15 protein-coding genes and 1 pseudogene are annotated in these 18,839 nt (G+C 65.9%); 5 read left to right on the top strand and 11 right to left on the bottom strand.

Going from position 1 to position 18,839, the window contains the following annotated elements:
- Positions 1 to 137: 137 nt before the first annotated feature.
- Positions 138 to 2,321, top strand: a complete 2,184-nt coding sequence (locus tag ACQPZ2_RS25585) for a malate synthase G (RefSeq protein WP_433520766.1) — start codon at positions 138 to 140, stop codon at positions 2,319 to 2,321.
- Positions 2,322 to 2,743: 422 nt separating this feature from the next.
- The gene (locus ACQPZ2_RS25580; protein ID WP_433520765.1) at positions 2,744 to 3,301 is read left to right on the top strand and encodes a hypothetical protein; all 558 of its coding nucleotides are present in this window, start codon (positions 2,744 to 2,746) and stop codon (positions 3,299 to 3,301) included.
- Positions 3,302 to 3,335: 34 nt separating this feature from the next.
- Here the strand turns inward: ACQPZ2_RS25580 and ACQPZ2_RS25575 are convergent, their stop codons facing one another.
- Together ACQPZ2_RS25575 and ACQPZ2_RS25570 are read right to left on the bottom strand one after the other, a co-directional pair.
- On the bottom strand, positions 3,336 to 3,821 hold the full coding sequence (locus ACQPZ2_RS25575; RefSeq protein ID WP_433520764.1) for a hypothetical protein: 486 nt from the start codon (positions 3,819 to 3,821) through the stop codon (positions 3,336 to 3,338).
- Between the two features lie 43 nt (positions 3,822 to 3,864).
- Complete coding sequence (locus tag ACQPZ2_RS25570; RefSeq protein WP_433520763.1) at positions 3,865 to 4,533, bottom strand: hypothetical protein; 669 nt, start codon at positions 4,531 to 4,533, stop codon at positions 3,865 to 3,867.
- 209 nt (positions 4,534 to 4,742) lie between these two features.
- Between ACQPZ2_RS25570 and ACQPZ2_RS25565 the strand changes: the two genes are divergently transcribed.
- The 3 genes from ACQPZ2_RS25565 to ACQPZ2_RS25555 are packed head-to-tail and all read left to right on the top strand — an operon-like array spanning position 4,743 to position 7,662.
- Positions 4,743 to 5,303 (top strand): hypothetical protein, encoded by a 561-nt coding sequence (locus tag ACQPZ2_RS25565; protein ID WP_433520762.1) that lies wholly within the window; start codon positions 4,743 to 4,745, stop codon positions 5,301 to 5,303.
- An 11-nt stretch (positions 5,304 to 5,314) separates the two neighbouring features.
- Positions 5,315 to 6,649 (top strand): Dyp-type peroxidase, encoded by a 1,335-nt coding sequence (locus ACQPZ2_RS25560; RefSeq protein WP_433520761.1) that lies wholly within the window; start codon positions 5,315 to 5,317, stop codon positions 6,647 to 6,649.
- A complete protein-coding gene (locus tag ACQPZ2_RS25555; protein WP_433520760.1) occupies positions 6,646 to 7,662 on the top strand; it encodes a hypothetical protein in 1,017 nt (338 codons plus the stop codon). Before ACQPZ2_RS25560 ends, ACQPZ2_RS25555 begins: the two co-directional genes overlap by 4 nt.
- Before the next feature lie 8 nt (positions 7,663 to 7,670).
- On the opposite strand, the gene ACQPZ2_RS25550 is transcribed toward ACQPZ2_RS25555, so the two are convergent.
- The 9 genes and pseudogenes from ACQPZ2_RS25550 to ACQPZ2_RS25510 all read right to left on the bottom strand — a co-directional run.
- Positions 7,671 to 8,387: a hypothetical protein gene (locus ACQPZ2_RS25550; RefSeq protein WP_433520759.1), complete on the bottom strand. Its 717-nt coding sequence runs from the start codon at positions 8,385 to 8,387 to the stop codon at positions 7,671 to 7,673.
- Positions 8,388 to 8,522: 135 nt separating this feature from the next.
- Complete coding sequence (locus ACQPZ2_RS25545; protein WP_433520758.1) at positions 8,523 to 9,164, bottom strand: DUF305 domain-containing protein; 642 nt, start codon at positions 9,162 to 9,164, stop codon at positions 8,523 to 8,525.
- A gap of 2 nt (positions 9,165 to 9,166) precedes the next feature.
- A complete protein-coding gene (locus ACQPZ2_RS25540) occupies positions 9,167 to 10,741 on the bottom strand; it encodes an LVIVD repeat-containing protein (protein ID WP_433527522.1) in 1,575 nt (524 codons plus the stop codon).
- A gap of 145 nt (positions 10,742 to 10,886) precedes the next feature.
- A complete protein-coding gene (locus ACQPZ2_RS25535; protein ID WP_433520757.1) occupies positions 10,887 to 11,777 on the bottom strand; it encodes a 3-methyladenine DNA glycosylase in 891 nt (296 codons plus the stop codon).
- On the bottom strand, positions 11,774 to 12,838 hold the full coding sequence (locus ACQPZ2_RS25530) for a hemolysin family protein (protein WP_433520756.1): 1,065 nt from the start codon (positions 12,836 to 12,838) through the stop codon (positions 11,774 to 11,776). The genes ACQPZ2_RS25535 and ACQPZ2_RS25530 overlap by 4 nt, the downstream gene beginning before the upstream one ends.
- A complete protein-coding gene (locus ACQPZ2_RS25525) occupies positions 12,831 to 14,204 on the bottom strand; it encodes a hemolysin family protein (protein ID WP_433520755.1) in 1,374 nt (457 codons plus the stop codon). The genes ACQPZ2_RS25530 and ACQPZ2_RS25525 overlap by 8 nt, the downstream gene beginning before the upstream one ends.
- 425 nt (positions 14,205 to 14,629) lie before the next feature.
- On the bottom strand, positions 14,630 to 16,066 hold the full coding sequence (locus ACQPZ2_RS25520) for a GuaB1 family IMP dehydrogenase-related protein (RefSeq protein WP_433520754.1): 1,437 nt from the start codon (positions 16,064 to 16,066) through the stop codon (positions 14,630 to 14,632).
- A 90-nt stretch (positions 16,067 to 16,156) separates the two neighbouring features.
- Entirely contained in the window at positions 16,157 to 17,002 is an 846-nt protein-coding gene (locus tag ACQPZ2_RS25515; RefSeq protein WP_063037380.1) for a DMT family transporter, read from the bottom strand.
- Positions 17,003 to 17,432: 430 nt separating this feature from the next.
- Positions 17,433 to 18,776: pseudogene (locus ACQPZ2_RS25510) on the bottom strand (DEAD/DEAH box helicase); the annotation flags it as partial.
- Positions 18,777 to 18,839: the final 63 nt, after the last annotated feature.

The raw sequence follows: 18,839 nt of genomic DNA, 5'->3' as shown, positions 1-18,839 counted from the left end.
TGCCGGTAATGTTCCAATCAGTACATTAATTCCGCCGGACGATACAATCAAGGCCCCGACACACCGTCACATCACTACCGATGGGTAACATTGGTTGCGATTTTTCCCACCCGGCTTTCTCAAAAGTGAGGCAGTAGATGACAGAGCGGATTCAGGTCGGCGGGCTCCAGGTGGCCAGCGTTCTCCACGAGTTCATCGAGAACGAGGCGCTCCCCGGAACCGGCGTAGATTCCGCCGCGTTCTGGGCCGGAGCCGAGCAGGTCATCAACGACCTCGCTCCGCGCAACCGCGCCCTGCTGGCCGAACGCGACGAGATCCAGGGCAAGCTCGATGCCTGGCACGCCGAGCACCCCGGCGCGAACTACGACAAGGCCGTCTACAAGAGCTTCCTCGGCGATATCGGCTACCTGCGCGCGGAACCGGCCGACTTCGAGATCGCCACCCAGAATGTGGACGACGAGATCGCCACCACCGCGGGCCCGCAGCTGGTGGTGCCGGTGATGAACGCGCGCTTCGCGATCAACGCCGCGAACGCGCGCTGGGGGTCGCTCTACGACGCCCTTTACGGCACCGACGCCATCTCCGAGGCCGACGGCGGGGAGAAGGGCACCGGCTACAACCCGGTCCGCGGCAGCCGCGTGATCGAGTTCGCGCGCAAGTTCCTCGATACCGCCGCCCCGCTGGCCAACGGCTCGCACCGGTCCTCGACGCACTACGCGATCGATGGCGGCAAACTTGCGGTCACGCTGAGCAACGACGAGGTCACCACGCTGGCCGCCGATGGCGCGGAACTGGTCGGGTACCTGGGCGATCCGGCCTCGCCGACCTCGATCCTGCTGAAGCACAACGGTTTGCACATCGACATCCAGGTCGATCCGGCCTCGCCGATCGGCAAGACCGATCCGGCGGGTGTCAAGGATGTGGTGCTGGAGTCCGCGGTCACCACGATTATGGACTTCGAGGATTCGGTCGCCGCGGTGGATGCCGAGGACAAGGTGCTCTGCTACCACAACTGGTTCGGCCTGATGAAGGGCGAGCTGGCGGAGAAGGTGACCAAGGGCGACAAGACCTTCACCCGCACCATGAACCCGGACCGCGTCTACACCGCGCTCGGCGGTGGTGAGCTGGTGCTGCACGGCCGGTCGCTGCTGTTCGTGCGCAATGTCGGTCACCTGATGACCTCCGACGCGATCATCGACGCCGAGGGCAACGAGGTGCCCGAGGGCATCATGGACGGCCTGATCACCTCGCTGATCGCCAAGCACAGCCTGCTCGGCGCAACCGAGCTGAAGAACAGCCGCACCGGTTCTGTCTACATCGTGAAGCCGAAGATGCACGGCCCGGACGAGGTCGCCTTCACCAACGAGCTGTTCGGCCGGATCGAGGACGTCCTCGGCCTGACCCGCAACACCCTCAAGGTCGGCATCATGGACGAGGAGCGCCGCACCACGGTCAATCTGAAGGCCTGTATCCAGGCGGCCGCCGAGCGCGTGGTGTTCATCAACACCGGCTTCCTGGACCGCACCGGCGACGAGATCCACACCTCCATGGAGGCCGGGCCGATGGTCCGCAAGGCCGAGATGAAGACCCAGCAGTGGATCCTGTCCTACGAGGACTGGAACGTCGATACCGGTCTGGCCGCGGGCCTGCCCGGTAAGGCGCAGATCGGCAAGGGCATGTGGGCCATGCCGGATCTGATGCACGACATGCTCGAGCAGAAGATCGGCCACCCGCGCGCGGGCGCCAACACCGCCTGGGTGCCCTCGCCGACCGCGGCCACACTGCATGCGACGCACTACCACCAGGTCGATGTGTTCGAGCGGCAGCAGGAGATCGCCGCCGGTGGCCGTCGCGCCACCGTCGATCAGATCCTGGAGATCCCGCTCGCGGCCGATCCGAACTGGACCGACGAGGAGAAGCGCCAGGAGCTGGACAACAACTCCCAGGGCATCCTCGGCTACGTGGTGCGCTGGATCGACCAGGGCGTCGGCTGCTCCAAGGTGCCCGACATCCGGGATATCGGTCTCATGGAAGACCGTGCGACCCTGCGCATTTCGAGCCAGCTGATGGCGAACTGGCTGCGTCACGGCGTGGTCACCGCCGATGAGGTGGTGGCCAGTCTGGAGCGGATGGCGCCGGTGGTCGACAAGCAGAATGCGGGCGATCCGAACTACCGTCCGATGGCGGCGGACTTCGCGGGCAGCATCGCGTTCCAGGCCGCGAAGGAACTGGTGCTGGACGGCACCAAGCAGCCGAACGGCTACACCGAGCCGATCCTGCACCGCCGTCGCCGGGAGGCCAAGGCGCTGGCTTGCGTCTAAGGCGTTGTGCGTCTGAGTGACTCGAGAATCCCCCCGTCCGGGCGCTTGCCGGGCGGGGGATTCCTGTACCACACGACGGCCGTCGACGGGGCGGATGACCGGTTTCGACCCGCATAACGATCCGTTACCCTGGGCGCTGCACGAGACAGTCGGATGTGAGGAAGTTTTATGGGAAGCGTTGTCCTTGATGTATTCGCGCTGGTTGTGAATCGCGCGGCGATGTTCTGGAACTGGATGGCCACCGGTTCGGCCGGTTTCCCGCCGCTGTAATAGCCGAGCTGAACGTCTGGTACGACGACCCCCGGTCCCGGCCCCTCGATGGGACGCCGAGTCCGGGGGTTTCCTTTGCCCGGTGAGATATCTCCACAGACGGTGAGCCGATTCCCTTCGGGGACAGGGCGGATCGACGTATCTTCTTTGGCATGAGCAGCGGCCGCCCCCGACCGACACCGTTGTGGTTCGAGCTCTGGATGGGCGCCATCACCACCGTCATCGCGTTGCTCTGTGCCGCGCTGTGCTGGGAATTGGCTGCTCAGGGCAGCTTTCCGGCCAAAGTGCTGCTGTGGGTGGGACTTTCGGTGGTCGGGCTGGTCGCGATCGTCTTCGCCATCCTGGGCCTGATCCGCTATCACGCTGTCCTCGTGAGCCTTACCGCACCGCTACTGATCGCCGCGCTCGCCGCGCTGGTGTGGTATGAAGTGCCCGAGACCACCGGTTGGCGCCTGTCCCGGCCCATTCTCGAAGATCAGGCCACCGCCTGCGCCAATCCGGGCCATCGCACCCGCCTTGGTGTCTACACCGTCACCTACATCACCCGCCGCGACGGCGCGTGTCTGTTCTACGTCAGTGGCGGAGCCACCGATTCCGAAGGCTTCGCCTACTTTCCGGACAGCGCCCCGAGCACGGGCCCCGCCGGTCCCGGCGGCATCGGCTACGAACCCTTCCGCGGTCCCTGGTACCGCTTCGTCGAAAACACCTGACCGGATCGGCCGAGGCCCGCCATCGCTGTACAGCTCAGTGCACGACAGCAACCAGTGTTCGGATGATCATGAAGATTGCGGCCACGCCGAAACAGGCCAGTCCGACGACCCATACGGTGAACATCTGCCGCATCGGGATCAGGTTGTCCAGCCAGGGGACGTCGAGATCGACGCTCTGCAGTTGCGTCTCGAAGACGGCGCCATGTGAACCCCAGGTGCTCGTGCCGATCTGCTGCTGTTCGAACCGCTCCAGCCACAGCGCGTCCTTGCGTTCGGCAAGGCGATGGCTGGCCATGAGCATGATCGAAATGACCGACACGATCAGCGCGAGCAGTGACGAGGCTATGCGCGCGATGGAATCGTTGTCGGCTCCCATCGAGATACTGAACAGGAATGCCTGGGCAGTCAGACTGAGGGCGGGAACCTGCCAGAGGAGGTTCTCGTATTGCAGGCGTCGGTCCGCCACGGTCCGGTAGACCATCTCCAGATCGGCCGTACGGCGGGGAGCTGGCTCGTCCACAAAGGGTACTGTCGCACAGTCGCGCAGACCCGGTGGGTATTTGTCACGTTCGGGATGGGGAGCGAACCAGGATGAGGATGCTGACCAGGAGCACCCACGCCGGGAAGGCCAGCGTCATCCATCTGCTCGTTTCGCTGGCCACCAGGAGTGCCAGGGCCGCCAGATAGCTGACACCGGCGAGCCAGCGCGGCATCAGCCCGGTCTTCAGCCAAATCGTCGCGAGCGAGATCATGAACACGGCCGCCATCCGCAGCGCGTAGGTCTGGCATGCCGAAACCACGATCATCTTGCCGAAGTCGACCACCGCGGCGCGGGCGGCCGGGTCGGTGACGTCGGTGTTGCTGGACACCAGACCGGCCGCGACGGCGGTGCCGACGAACATCATCGCCAGGAACAGCAGCCCGCTACCGAGGAATACCGATAGGAAGAACCGGTCTTCGTAGCGCCCGAACCCGTCACGGACGACGCCGATGAACCATAGGAAGCTGATTCCGGCGAACGGCATGAGCACCGTCGCTGTTCTGATCGCGTTCTGCCGACTGTTCAGCCAACGAGTCGAGCCTTCGATGCCGTCAGGCATGTCGATACGGATCAAGATCAGCGTTGTGCCGAACAACACCGCGAAGACCACTCCGGCCAGGGCGGCCGCTCGCGGTGTCGACAACTGGCGCGGCGCCGGCGTCGGCTCGGTGTTTTGCGGCGATGTCGACATGACGTCATCCTGTCAAATCCGAGCGCCTATCGGGCGGGATTCTCGGTCAGGTTGATTCCCGTTGTGCTCTGGGTGCACGTTTAAATGCCCCGACGCCACCGACTTGATTCTGGCCTAATTGCCGGTGCTGTGTGGGGTTTCGGCGAGGTGTACCGAGGCATAGCATATTCAAGGTCCGGCTTATTGCGGCGCGGAAGGTGGGTGAAGATATGACAACGACCGAGCGTGACTGGACTGAACCGGCTGCTATGGCCATACCCCCTGAGGGCTATTTCGAGTTGGAGCGGGGTAGATACGGCCCGGTCTATCCCAGGACGCCGGCCAGCTACGGGTTCTCGATCATCGCCAAGGTGAAACCGGGTCGCGAGGAGGCTATTCGCGCGTACGGCAAGCAGATCGAGGAAGCTGTAGCAGCTGATCCGGATGTGCTGGCGCCGTTGCGGCTGCACTATCTGCGGTGGGTATTGTTCGACGTCGGATCGGGGCTGCACTTCCAATATCAAGGAATTTTCGACACCGATTTCGACAAATACACCGAGGATGCCGTTACCTTGTTCGCCCAGACCGGTATCACCACGGTTTTCACCAATCTCGAGGGATTCCCCGACGACTGGAAGGAAAACCCGGAGGCGTTTGCGAAATTTGCTCGGGAGCACCAGTTTCCGAGCTTTCTCGAATATGGTGAGTACCCCTACGTCACCGCCGACGAGATCAAAAAGGCGCTGCGCCTGAAGGCGGCGTTCTCCGATATGCTCGACCAGATGCAGTAATCCCTTGGCCCATGCTGGAACTCGACGATATTCAGCACATCTTGCTGACCCGGACCCCGGCGGTGACCGGGCGCTACGAATTCTTGTCCTTCGACGATCCCGCCGCGGCCCGGGCTTGGTTGACGCCGTTGGTGGAGCGCGTGCAGTCGGCTGCGGATGTGCGCGCCACGATGGACAGCTCCGACCGCTGGGTCACGCTGGCCTTCACCTGGCACGGGCTGCGGGCGCTCGGCGTAGCGAAGGAAACGCTCGCCGCCTTCCCGGACGAGTTCCGCGAAGGCATGGCTGCCCGCGCAGACATCCTGGGCGACACCGGCGCTTCGCATCCCGACAACTGGATAGGCGGTCTGGCTGGTGACGACCTGCACGCCATCGCGATCCTGTTCGCCCGCACCGATGCTGAGCACCAACGATGCACCACCGAACACGACAAACTGGTGGCCCGCTGTCCCGGGGTGCGCGTGTTGTCGTTCCTGGATCTGAACGCGACGCCGCCGTTCGACTACGCCCACGATCATTTCGGGTACCGAGATCGGTTGTCCCAGCCGGTGATCGACGGATCCGGCGAAACACCGACCCCTGGCTCGGGGGCACCGCTGCAACCCGGTGAATTCATCCTTGGCTACCCCGACGAGGAAGGGCCGGCACAAGCGCTGCCACAGCCGGAGGTGTTGTTCCGCAACGGAAGCTACATGGCCTACCGGCGGCTGCAAGAACACGTCGGCGTGTTTCGGAACTATCTGCGCGAGCACGCGGACACCCCGGACAAGCAGGATTTACTCGCCGCGAAGTTCATGGGGCGCTGGCGCAGCGGCGCACCATTGGTGCTCGCCCCGGATCGGGATGACCCGGCGCTGGGCGCGGATCCCATGCGCAACAACGACTTCAACTACAAGGAGATGGATCCGCACGGCTATGCGATACCGCTCGGCGCGCATGCCCGCCGACTCAACCCCCGCGACACCGCGACGAACATCAACCGCCGCAGGATGATTCGCCGCGGCGCGACCTACGGGCCCGCGCTGCCCGAGGATGCCCCCGACGACGGAGTGGACCGCGGGATCGCCGCGTTCATCATCTGCGGCAGCCTGGTACGCCAGTTCGAGTTCGCCCAGAACGTATGGATCAACGACAAGACCTTCCACGAACTCGGCAACGAACACGACCCCATCTGCGGTACCCAGGACGGCACCCTGGACTTCACCATTCCTAAGCGGCCCATCCGCAAGAAGTTCCTCGGGCTGCCGGCCTTCACCACGCTCAGGGGCGGCGCGTACTTCTTCCTCCCGAGCATCAGCTCTCTCCGATACCTGGCCACGTTCGACAGTCGAGAGGTGACACCATGAGCAGCACCCTGCCGTCGGCACGCACCTACAACCAGAACCACATTCCGCGCAAACACGACGGGCGTCGGCGGATGAGCATCTATTGGACATGGAGCTATCCATGGGAGGCCCAACGCGATCCCGCCGAGATGTACAACCGCTTCTCGACGATGACCGAGGTGCGCAACGTACTGTGGCCGAGCTACGAGACTCCGGAATACGACGCCGCGCACTTCCTGCAGGGCATCGCAGGCACACTGGAGTTGTTCCATCGCTCGACGCTGGCGTTTCAGCAGTTGGCCGAAGAGGCCACCGGTCACCCCGTCGCGGTGTTCCAGCGCATCGACCAGGCCGGCTACACCTTGCCGATCGACGAGCGGATCCTGGCCGACACCGACACCCTGATGGTGTTCGGGCTCGATCACGTTCTTTCCGAGCAGCAAGCCGCCTCGGACGAGATCGATGCGATCCGCGACTGGCTGCAACGCGAAGGCACCTGCCTGCTGCTGGCGCCGCACCACGACGTCGGGTGCACTGACGACTACGCGCAGCGACAAATGGAATACCAGCATCACGGCGATCCATTGGTGCCGCGGCAGCAACGATTCGGCCAGTACACGCGCTCGCTCATGCGGGCCCTCGATGTGCCGGTACACAACAAATGGGGCCTGCGCCCCGCGGTCGTGGACGGCACCAATGAGATCTCGCCCTTGACAGGGTTCCGCGATCTGGACACGCCCCGGCTGCTGGACAACGTGACGACGTTCAACTTCCACCCCCATCTACCGCACTACGAACTCACCGCGCCGGAATCCGACTCACTTCGTGTCCTGGGCCGCCAGCGCGTCGACCCCCAGCGACCCCATCCCTTCACCGCCGCAGGCAATACGGAGTTCAATGCGCTGATCTGGATGCCACCCGCTGGGAGGCGAGCCGGTGACATCGTGCTCATCGACTCCACCAACTTCACCACGCTGTTCGGCGGGACCGACAGCCTCCGCAACCTCTGGCACAACCTTGCCACCATGAAGTGACCACTGGTTCAGGGTTTGGGTTCGATCCAGAGGGCTTCGGCTACGGCGCGGAGATCGCCGGTGGGCGTGGCGAGGGCGATGCCGACCGTGTGTTTGCGGCCTTGGTGGGTGATGGGCCAGGCGTAGGAGATATAGGGGGAGCCGGGGTAGAGGGGGTGGAGTTGGGTGGCGGTGAGGGCCGCGGTTACGCCGCCGAAGCTCATACCTTGTTTTCGCATGGCGGTCCAGCCGCCGGGGCAGTCGAGAGCGGACCAGACGACTTCCGGCGGGAGTCGGCCGGATTCGTCGGCCAGGCCGGGATCCGGAGTCCAGGCGGCGATGACGAGGTCGTGATCCGGTGTGTCCCAGGTGAGTAGGCGCAGGCCGCGGCCGGGTGCGCAGGCGGCGCCGCAGCCATAGCAGTCGGTGACGCGGCGCGACACCATGGCCGCGTCGGTGACGGCCTTCGCCTCGGCCCAGCTCGGGGCGGGCGGTGGATCGATGGTGAGCACCGCCGGAGTGGATTCGGCGAGTAGCGCGCCGTGGGCATCGGTCAGCGTGTATCCACCGGATCTGGTGGGGCGCAATGACATCGGGGTCTCCAGCGGCACCCTGGCACGGAAGTCGACGCGTATCTCGGTGGCCTCGCACGGCCCGGCCAGCAGGCCCGCGACGTAGCCGCCGAACGCGACGTCGGGATATCCGTGCACGTGTTCGGGGACGGTGACTGTCTCGGTCTGGATCACGGGTCGCGCGCGCCTTTCTGTGCCGTCGATCTGGATCGACCGTACCTCCGGATTCGGGCGCATCGGAATCTTCGTGGTGAAACCCCCGGGCTGCCCACCGCGTGGCCGACCCGCATCCGGTGAGGGGCGGATCGGCTATTGCGTGGCCTGACTGCCGAGTTGGGTGAGTAGCACGCTGATCACACCGGCCTCCTGACTCTGGCTCTGGAACATCGAGCGCGCGGTTTCCTTGACCGGGCCTGAGCTCAGAAGCTCGTCGGCGGCACGAGCCATCACCAGTCCGCCTTGATGATGACGAAACATCAATTGCAGGAACAGTATTTCGGCATCGTGACCGCGGGCTGCGGACAGGGCGTCGAGTTCGGCGGTAGTAGCCATACCAGGCATCGCATCGCCGTTCGATTGGACCGTGCCCGGATGATGTTGCGACACAGCCGCATCGGCGTGCATCCACGCCATCGGATGCGACGACAGCGGCGACGCATCGGCCAGCCGCAACCACCCGAGCATGGTCCCGATCTCGATGCGCTGTGCGTCCGAAAGCTGTTGTGCCAGCCGGAGCACAGTTGGGTCCACGTCACGATCCAAGCGCTGCACCATGATCAGCGCCTGCTGATGATGCGCGGTCATATCCTGCGCGAATCCGATCTCGATCGCGTTGAGAACCGGTGCGGTCGTATGCTGTTCGGGCAATACGAGTGGCCGCAGCGCCGCGCCGAGCACAACCAGGACGAACCCAACCGAGGCGAGCGCCGCGACTCGGAACCAACGGGACACAGCTACGACCCGACGGTCGATTGCTGATTCTCGGGCACCGTATATACGCCGTTCTCCAGTTGCAGCACCATGAATCCGTTATCGGAGCAGGCGACATACAGTTGGTCGCCGCGCCACTCCGGCGGCGAGAAACACCAGTCGGTGGAGACATCGCCGAAGGCGAGGTTGCCGGTGCGCGGGGTGAGCGCGTCCAACGGATCGAATTGCCCCTCCAACACCGCGCGTGCGGCCGGTGGTGTGCTCATCAACGGCACACCGATGATCGACGCGAGTGCATGCGGTGAGTTCCACAGGCTCAGGTTCTGGCCGGTTCGTGCGGGTGGATTGAAGTAGGCGATCTCGCGGATATCGTGCGGATCGCGGACATCGAAAATCCTGATGCCGGAGGAGATCCAACCGCACGCGAGGGCGGTGGGGTTGTCCGGGCGGTCGGCGGCACAGTAGTGCGATTCGTACGCGAAGGCCGAACCGCCCATCGAACTACCGATATTGCTGTCGATGTTCTGCAGCAGGTTGATCTCCAGCTTCGCCTTCCCGGCCACCTTCGGTGCGGTGTCGTCGGAGATGTCGATGAGTTTCACGCCGCCGGAACCGCCTTCGTCGACGGTGTAGAGGTAGGGCTTGCCGTCATAGGTCACCGGGATGCTGTGCTGGGTGGCCCAGCCGTCGGTCCAGAAGGTACGGCCGATATGGGTGACCTGCGGGTTGGGGTCGCGGCGCTGAACCGCGCTGATATCGAGCACGGTGAATCCGCCGAGCGCGGAAAGGTACATGCGGTTGCCGTCCGGACTGATGCCGAAGCCGTGCGCCTCGATGCCGGTCAGCCCCTGCCAGATGACGTGCGGATCGGTCGGATCGGTGAGATCGACCGCGCTGACGAAACCGGGCGCGACGCCCGAGGCCCAGTAGGTGCGGCCGTCGGGCGACCAGCCGCCCTCGTGTGTGGTGATCGGCAGCGGCATCAGCAGATTCGTGGCCGGCCCCGGATTGAGCAGCTTCGGATACGCGCAATCGGAGACGTCGTAGACCGACAGATAGCCGACGCCCTCGCCGACCGGCACGCCGGTCCCGACCAGCAGTTTGCGTTCGGTGTTGACCTTGAGACTCTCCCAGGTACCCGCGAGCATCGCGGGTTCGGTCAGGGTGACCGTCGGGCGCGGATGCGCCGGATCAGAGACGTCGAGTACCTGGACGCCGCGGCCCTCGCTGATCAGGTCGCCGGGGAAGAACGAACCCATATAGGCGCAGTGGTCGAAGCTGGTGGAGGTGATGCCCGCGCCGCGTCCGGCGTAATTGCCGACCATCGACATATTGCAGGTGTAACCCTGGGTGCTGCGCCGACTGTCGCGGTCGGCGGCCGAAACATCGCCCTGCAGCCCGGTTTCCGGCATCGATCCCGGTCCACAGTCCGCCCGGGGTACCGAGGTTCGGCCGACATCGAGGAATTCCTGGACCGCGGTGGCGATATCGGATTGCAGATCGGCCGATGCGCTGCTGGGCAACATCATTGCGGCCACGATCGTGGTGGCGAACAAGGCCAACGCGCGGGCACCACGCAGTCTCAGCTTCGGGTGCATCATTGCATCCCTACTTTCCTCATCATGGGCACAGACCGTGCCGACTCAGACGGAGCATGAACTGACTGAATGGTAGTAACAGGCAGTAACTTACAGCTGGGTTTTGGCGAAAATGCCAGGTAATTGACATGTCTCGCCGCGACCCTCAGCTGGCGGTGAGTGCCTCGGTCTCATCGGTCAGCAGCGATGTGCAGACGTCGAGCAGAGACTGTCTGAGTCCCATCGACCGCTCGGCCAATGCCGACTGCGCCCGGACGTATTCGGCACGCCCCGTCGGTGTTTCGATACGGATCGGCTCGTAGCCGTAGTCGGTGAGGTCGTAGGGGCTGGCGCGCATATCGAGTTCGCGTGCGGCGCAGGCGAATTCGAAATAGTCGAGCAGCAGGCCGGAGGAGATGAGCGGGGTCAGTTTGAAACCCCATTTGTAGAGGTCCATATTGGCGTGCAGGCAGCCGGGCTGTTCGCGGACGACCTGATCGGCGCGGGTCAACGGTTCCGCGTTGCGACCGACCGCGTCCGGGGTGAAGAAGCGGAATGCGTCGAAGTGGGTGCAGCGCAAGGACATCGATTCGACGACCGCATCGGTGCCGGTGCTGCCCAAGCGCAGCGGCACCTGTTGGTGGCGGACCTCGTCGGTCTTGTACACCATTGCCCACTCGTGCAGGCCGAAGCAGGACAGCTGCGCCGGGCGGGAGGCCGTGGCGCGCAGCAGTTCTGCGATGAACTCGACGGTGTCGCGGCGCCGCCCGATGAACGCGGGGTCGGCGGTATAGACACCCGCGCCGGAACGTATGTCGCGCCGGTGATACCCACGAGCCCCGTCGTACTCCAGCGCGCCCGCCAATGCGACACCGAATCCCGGGTGCCAGCGCCGCAATTGGGCGGGCTTGTGTCCGTAGTACGTGAACAGGAAGTCGATCACCGGATGTGACGAACCCGCCGCGCGCCGCTCGAGATACGGTCCGACGAGCTCGTCCAGCCGAGCCCGGTGCGCGGCGGCACTGGTCCGCCACTCGGACTCGGCCAGCACGATCATTCGATCACCCGGTGCGTCCCGTCGCGCACGGTGCCGACGAACTCTTCCACCAGATCCTCCAGCGCCACGATGCCCACCGTATTTCCACGGGTGTCCACGACACGGCCGAGGTGGGAGTTGGTGCGGCGCAAGCGGGCCAGCGCCTCGTAGAGGGGCGTACCGGCGCTCACCGTCGGCAGTGGACGGATATCTGTGCGCGGGATGGGCGTATTCGGTCCGGCGCTTTCGTCGGCGACCTTGTCGAGCACGTCCTTCACATGCAGATACCCGACCAGCGAGCCGTCGCTCGCGCGCACCGGATACCGGGAGAAACCGGTTTCGGCGACCGCGGTTTCGATATCGCCGAGCGTGGTGCCATTGCCGCGCAACGGAACCGAGCGGGTCGTCGCCAGCTGCACCATCACATCGCCCACCACCCGATCGGAGGTGCCGAGCGCCTGGGTGAGGCGGCGGTGCTCTTCCTCGTCGAGCAGTCCCTCCGAACGGGATTCACCGATCATCTCGGCGAGCTCGACACTCGAGACCGTCGCCTCGAGCTCATCCTTCGGCTCGATCCGCAACATGCGCAGCGACAGATTCGCCGCCAGGTTGTAGAGGGCGATGAGCGGACGCGCCAAGCGCAACCACATCAGATGCACCGGAACCAGCAGCAGGGCACTGCGTTCCGGTCCGGCCAGCGCGATATTCTTCGGAATCATCTCGCCGAACAGAATGTGCAGGATCACCACGATCGCCAGCGCGATGGCGAAGGCCACCGGATGCAGCAGCTGTTCGGGCAGGCCGACCAGCTCGAACGGCCCCTCCAGCAAATGCGCCACCGCGGGTTCGCCGACCCGGCCGAGCAGGATCGAGCAGATAGTGATGCCGAGCTGCGCGGCGGCCAACATCATGGACAGGTTCTCACCGGCCCGGATCACCGTGTGCGCCTTGCGCTTCCCCTGTGCGGCGAGCGCTTCGAGCCGGTCACGGCGGGCCGAGATGAGCGCGAATTCGGCGGCGACGAAGAAGGCATTGCAAGCCAGCAGCACCACCGTCAACAGAACACCGAGGAGATCACCCATGGCTGTTCTCCTTCAGTGCGGCGGCCGCGACCGGAACCAGCCGGATCCGATCGATACGCCGCCCATCCATCCGCTCGACCTTGGCGATCCAGCCGCCGTCATCGTCGTTCGGATAGCGATGCGAGGACCGTGGATTCGGCAGGATCACCTCATCACCGGTAACCGGGATACGGCCGAGCCGGGTGAGCACCAGACCGCCGAGGGTTTCGTATTCGCCCTCCGGCGCGTCGTAGCCGGTGGCCCGGGAGACCTCGTCGATGCGAAGCAGCCCCGAGCAGTCCCAGCCGTCGGCCACCCGGCGGACATCGCGTTCTTCCTCATCGTGCTCGTCGCGGACATCGCCGAGGATTTCCTCGATGAGATCCTCCATGGTCACGATGCCCGCGGTGCCGCCGTATTCGTCGACCACCAGCGCGACCTGCATGCCGTCGGCGCGCACCCGCTCGAGCACCTCGTCGCCGTCGAGACTGGCGGGCACGATCGGGACCGGCCGGGCGAGCAGATGCAGCGGGATGGTGTTGCGGACATTCGCCGCGTGGGTGAACGCCTGTTTGACGTGCACCACGCCGAGGGTGTTGTCCAGATCGCCGTCGATGATCGGGAAGCGGGAGTAACCGGTGCGACTGGCGGCGGCGATCAGATCGGCGATGGTGTCGGACTTGTCCAGGGATTCGATCTTGACCCGCGGTGTCATCAGCTCCTCGGCGCTGCGCTCACCGAATTGCAGCGAGCGATCGACCAGCTGCGCGGTGCGGTGGTCCAGTGCGCCGCGCAGTGCGGAGGTGCGCACCAGCGAGCCGAGTTCCTGCGGGGAGCGTGCCGAACGCAGCTCCTCGGCCGGTTCCACGCCGAGGCGGCGGACCACCCAGTTCGCGGTGCCGTTGAGGAAGTGGATCATCCACTTGAACACCACCGAGAACGCGATCATGGGGCCAGCGGTCACCCGGGCGGTGCCGAGCGGCTTCGATATCGCGATGTTCTTCGGGACGAGCTCGCCGTAGATCATCGACAGCGAGGTGGCGAGCACCAACGCCAGCGTGAGTGAGATGCCATGCGCCGCACGCTCGCTCAGACCGAGCGCGGTGAACGGCGGCGACAGCAGCCGGGCCAGGACGGGTTCGGCGATATAGCCCGTGATCAGCGTGGTGATGGTGATACCGAGCTGGGCTCCGGAGAGCTGGAACGACAAGGTGGTGTGCGCCTGCCGCACCATGCGCGAGCGGGCATCCCCGACCGTACGCACATGCGATTCGACGGTGCTGCGTTCCAGAGCGGTGAGCGAGAATTCGGCGGCAACGAACAACGCGGTGCCGACGGTGAGGGCGATGAACCCGATCAGGCTGAGCACGGTGAGCACGACGGACATCGTCAGCACCACCTGCGAGACATGCGATGAGCTGAATCGGATCGGGCGGCTGTGGGAAGGAGGGCGCCGGGTTTGTCACCCGGCTCGGTAGAGGAGCCCTCCTGTGTGGCGCCCTCGGACGCGGGTGACAACTTGTTCCTCTCGGCAAATGGGTTTGGGTAACCGGAAACCGGCAACCACTATGCTACCGGCCCACGCGCGTGCCCGCGTGGGCCGGTATTGCTGTGTTCAATTTGCCGCGCCTGCGGCGCGGCGTGTTCGCGGCCCCCTGGTGTCTCGCATCCGAGGGGCCGAGACTCGCGCCTTCGGCGCATGCGCTTCGGCCCCTCGGATGCGAGACGGGCCGCGAACGGTCGCTCGTAAGACTCGCTCCGTTGGGGCCGGCTGAGGGCAGGATAGCTCAGCTTCTATCCACGCTGAGCGGTCTACCAGCCACTCGGCAGCGGGCGGCCTTCGGCAAACCCTGCCGCCGATTGGACACCGAGCACGGCCTTGTCGTGGAACTCGGCAAGGCTACGGGCACCCGCGTAGGTGCAGGCGCTGCGGACGCCGGAGCAGATGTGGTCGATGAGGTCCTCGACACCGGGGCGTTCCGGATCCAGGCGCATACGCGAGCTGGAGATACCTTCCTCGAACAGTGCTTTGCGGGCGCGGTCGAAGCCGCTGTCGGTGGCGGTGCGGGCGGCGACAGCGCGCTTGGAGGCCATGCCGAAGCTTTCCTTGTAGGCATTGCCGTCGCGGTCGACGCGCAGGTCACCGGGGGATTCGTAGGTGCCGGCGAACCAGGAGCCGATCATCACATTCGACGCGCCCGCGGCCAGTGCGAGAGCGACGTCGCGCGGGTGCCGGACCCCGCCGTCGGCCCAGATGTGCACACCGAGTTCCTTTGCGGCGGTGGCGCATTCGGCCACCGCGGAGAACTGCGGACGGCCGACGCCGGTCATCATGCGGGTGGTGCACATGGCGCCGGGGCCGACACCGACCTTGATGATGTCCGCGCCCGCCGCAGCCAGATCGCGGGTGCCCTGCGCGGAGACCACATTGCCCGCTACCAGCGGCACGCCGAGGCCGAGATCGCGGATGGCGCTGAGGGTTTCGAGCATTTTGGCCTGGTGGCCGTGGGCGGTATCGATGATGAGCAGGTCCGCGCCCGCGTCCACGAGCGCCTTGGCCTTTGCCGCCACGTCGCCGTTGATGCCGACCGCGGTGGCCACGCGCAACTGGTTGTTGGCGTCCACATTGGGCTGGTAGATCCCGGCGCGGATGGCGCCGGTGCGAGTCATCACGCCCGCGAGGCCGCCGTCCTCGGCGATGAGCACGGCGAGTTGCGCGTGCTCGGCCTCGAGCAGGTCGAACAGATCGCGGGGCGAGGTGCTGGCCGGTGCCTGCACGAAGTCGGTGACCGCGACATCGCGCAGCCGGGCGAACCGGTCGACATCGGTGCAGGACGCCTCGGTGACCACACCGACCGGCTTACCGCCGTCGACGACGACCACGGCACCATGGGCGCGCTTGTGCATCAGGGCGACGGCTTCGGAGACCGAACGCTCCGGATCCAGCGTGACCGGGGTATCGGCGGTGAGCGAACGGCTCTTGACGAAGGCGATGGTTTCCGATGCCGCGGCGATCGGAAGATCCTGCGGTAGGACGACGACGCCGCCGCGACGGGCGACCGTCTCGGCCATCCGGCGTCCGGCGACCGCGGTCATATTCGCGACGACAATGGGAATGGTGGTGCCGGACCCGTCTGCGGTCGAAAGATCCACGTCGAACCGTGATGCGACATCCGTCCGATTCGGGACGAGGAAGAGGTCGTCGTAGGTCAGGTCGTACGGCGGTTGATGACCAGGGAGAAACTGCACTTAACCGATTCTAACCGGTGCGCCGGAGTTCCGTGCAATCACCCAGCATTCCCTCCGCGCCGATGTTCACCTGATGTCGAGCCGTGTATGTCACGCGTCGGCTTGGGCACGGGAGAGTTGGATTGTGGTCGCGCACATGATGATTACGGCGACGGTGATCACCGCGAATCCGATGTGGTCGGTGCGCAGGCGTTCGTCGAGGACGGTAATGCCGATGAAGGCGGCGGCCAGGGGTTCGGCGATGGTGACGGCGGGCAACGATGCGACGAGGGGGCCGGATTGGAAGGCGCGTTGCTGGAGATAGAGGCCGGTCAAACCGGAGGCCACCAGAGCCCAGGTTTGCCAGCTGCCCAGCACGTGGATGAGGCCGCCGTCGAAGAGTTCGGTCACGTACTCGGTGAGCGCGGCGGCCAGACCGAACAGGGCGCCGCCCGCGGTGCCGAACAGGAGTGCGCGGCGGGTCGGGTCGGAGGTCCCGAGGCCGACGACGACGGCCACTGCCAGCACACCGAGCAGAGCGGCGAGCGGCGGGATCCAATCACGCAGGGGCGCATTGGTATTGCCCTCGGTCGGATCGCCGATGATCAAGAAGGCGGCAAGGGCCGCCGCGAGTGCGACGGCGGTCGCCCAGGTGCGCGGGGTGATGCGGCGGCGGTTGATGCGGGCCGAGAGCGGGAGCGCAAAGACCAACATGCTCACCAGAATCGGCTGGACGAGCAGCACCGCACCCAGAGTGAGTGCCGCGACCTGCATGGCGTAACCGCCCGCATCCCCGATGATTCCGCCCCACCAGCGCGGATTGCGCAGCAGTGAACGCATGAGCGATTCGTCCTCGGGCACCGCGGCCGCCGCATGCTGCTGCGCGACCGCGGCCACCGCGAAGAGCAATGCCGCGATCAGCGCACAGACGACCGCGCCCACCTGATGATTCGCCACCTGGTCAGTTTGCCCCGTGATTGCGGTTGCCCGGCACCCCCTGTGCCCGCCCGGCGCGTCGACGCGTACGTCCGGGCGTGTCGCCGCTGGTCGCAGCGGTGCGACCGGACCCGGCACCACGACCGGAAGTGGCCCCTGCGCCATGGCCGGTTGACGTAGCGCGCGCGGATGAGCCCGTTCCGTGGGCCGCCTTGGCGGACCCGGCAGCCCGACCCGGCGCGGCCGATGCCGTGCTCGCGGTCCGCCCCGGAGCTGTGTTCGCCGACCCGGCGCTCCGGCCGGGGGCAGCCGTCGCCGCTGCGGTGGCCCTACCCGTGGCAGGGGCGGCCGTCGTCCCACGACCCGACGTTCCGACACTCCGCCGATTCGAAGTCGCGGTGGAGCTCGACGAAGCACCCGAGGACTTCTTCGCACCCCCGGCGCGACCACTCGAACCAGCACTACGCCGCCCGGCACCGGCTGAGCCCGCACCGCCCGAGCGTGCGCCGCGACCACGACCACCGGAACCCGGGCCGGACCGGCGGCTCGACCTACCGACCTTCAAGTCACCCTCGTCACCCACGGTGACCGCGGAGTTCGCCGCGACGATCGGTACGCCCGACGGTTGCTTCGCGCCGGTGATCTGGATCAGGCGCCGATCGCCCGGACGGACCTGCACGCCGTCGACATCGACGCCCGCCTTGCGGGTCATCTTCTCGACCTCGGCGCGTTCCTCCTCGGTGACCAGCGTGACGACGACGCCGTCCTCACCGGCACGGGCGGTGCGGCCCGCGCGATGCAGGTACGCCTTGGATTCCGCGGGCGGATCCACGTGCACGACAAGGGAAATCCCGTCTACATGGATACCTCGCGCGGCCACATCGGTGGTCACCAGAACCGGTGTCGCACCGTCGGCGAATGCGGCCAGCGTCCGCACGCGGTTGTTCTGTGCCTTACCGCCGTGCAGCGCGCCTGCAGCGATTCCGGCTGCGCGCAACTGCTTGGCGAGCCGGTCCGCACCGTGTTTGGTGCGCACGAACATGATGGTCAGCCCGTCGCGGGCGGCGATCTGCGCGGTGATCTCGCGCTTATCGGCCTTGCGCAGGTACAGCAGATGATGCGACATCGTCGCGACCGAGGCCGACGGCGGCGCAGTGGAATGCGTCACGGGGGAGCGCAGGTAACGCTTGACCAGTTTGTCGACCTCACCGTCGAGGGTGGCCGAAAATAGCAGGCGCTGACCATCTTTCGGCGTCCGGTCGAGCAGTTTGGTGACCTGTGGCAGGAACCCCATATCGGCCATGTGGTCGGCCTCGTCCAGTGCGGTGATCCGCACATCGGACAGGTCGGCGGAGCGCTGGTTGATCAGATCTTCCAGCCGCCCGGGCGTGGCGATCAGCAGGTCCACCCCGCGCGCGAGCCGGTCGGCCTGCCGCTTGATCGGTGCGCCGCCGACCACTGAAGCGACTCGCAGCCCGAGCGACAATGCCGCACTGTCCAGTGCCTTTTCGATCTGGGCGGCCAGTTCCCGGGTCGGCACCAGCACCAGACCGCGCGGACGGCCCGGCTTGGCCTGCGCGCCCGCCAGCAGCGCGAGCATCGGCAGCCCGAAGGCCAGGGTCTTGCCGGAGCCGGTCGGGCCGCGTCCGAGCACATCCTTACCCGCCAGCGCATCGGTCGCGGTCGCGGCCTGGATCGGGAACGGGGCCTCGATGCCGTCGCGGCGCAGCGCCTGGACGAGCACGGCGGGTAGGCCCAGATCCGCGAAGGTGGTGGCAGGGGTGGAGGAGGTCAACGGGGTTGTGTGCCTTTCATGTCTCGGCGCGGGCGGATCCGGGCACGCGTGGTGCCGCCGAGA

Origin of the sequence: Nocardia pseudovaccinii, from assembly GCF_050942345.1 — a bacterium.
GTDB classification, from domain to species: Bacteria; Actinomycetota; Actinomycetes; order Mycobacteriales; family Mycobacteriaceae; genus Nocardia; species Nocardia pseudovaccinii.
This window is presented reverse-complemented; position numbering and strand designations above follow the sequence as displayed.

Bases quoted from the DNA above. Each gene is read 5' to 3' on its own strand.
- ACQPZ2_RS25540 (WP_433527522.1), bottom strand. From the start codon at position 10,741: ATGCACCCGAAGCTGAGACTGCGTGGTGCCCGCGCGTTGGCCTTGTTC.
- ACQPZ2_RS25580 (WP_433520765.1), top strand. From the start codon at position 2,744: ATGAGCAGCGGCCGCCCCCGACCGACACCGTTGTGGTTCGAGCTCTGG.
- ACQPZ2_RS25585 (WP_433520766.1), top strand. From the start codon at position 138: ATGACAGAGCGGATTCAGGTCGGCGGGCTCCAGGTGGCCAGCGTTCTC.
- ACQPZ2_RS25570 (WP_433520763.1), bottom strand. From the start codon at position 4,533: ATGTCGACATCGCCGCAAAACACCGAGCCGACGCCGGCGCCGCGCCAG.
- ACQPZ2_RS25555 (WP_433520760.1), top strand. From the start codon at position 6,646: ATGAGCAGCACCCTGCCGTCGGCACGCACCTACAACCAGAACCACATT.
- ACQPZ2_RS25525 (WP_433520755.1), bottom strand. From the start codon at position 14,204: ATGTCCGTCGTGCTCACCGTGCTCAGCCTGATCGGGTTCATCGCCCTC.
- ACQPZ2_RS25560 (WP_433520761.1), top strand. From the start codon at position 5,315: ATGCTGGAACTCGACGATATTCAGCACATCTTGCTGACCCGGACCCCG.
- ACQPZ2_RS25530 (WP_433520756.1), bottom strand. From the start codon at position 12,838: ATGGGTGATCTCCTCGGTGTTCTGTTGACGGTGGTGCTGCTGGCTTGC.
- ACQPZ2_RS25535 (WP_433520757.1), bottom strand. From the start codon at position 11,777: ATGATCGTGCTGGCCGAGTCCGAGTGGCGGACCAGTGCCGCCGCGCAC.
- ACQPZ2_RS25565 (WP_433520762.1), top strand. From the start codon at position 4,743: ATGACAACGACCGAGCGTGACTGGACTGAACCGGCTGCTATGGCCATA.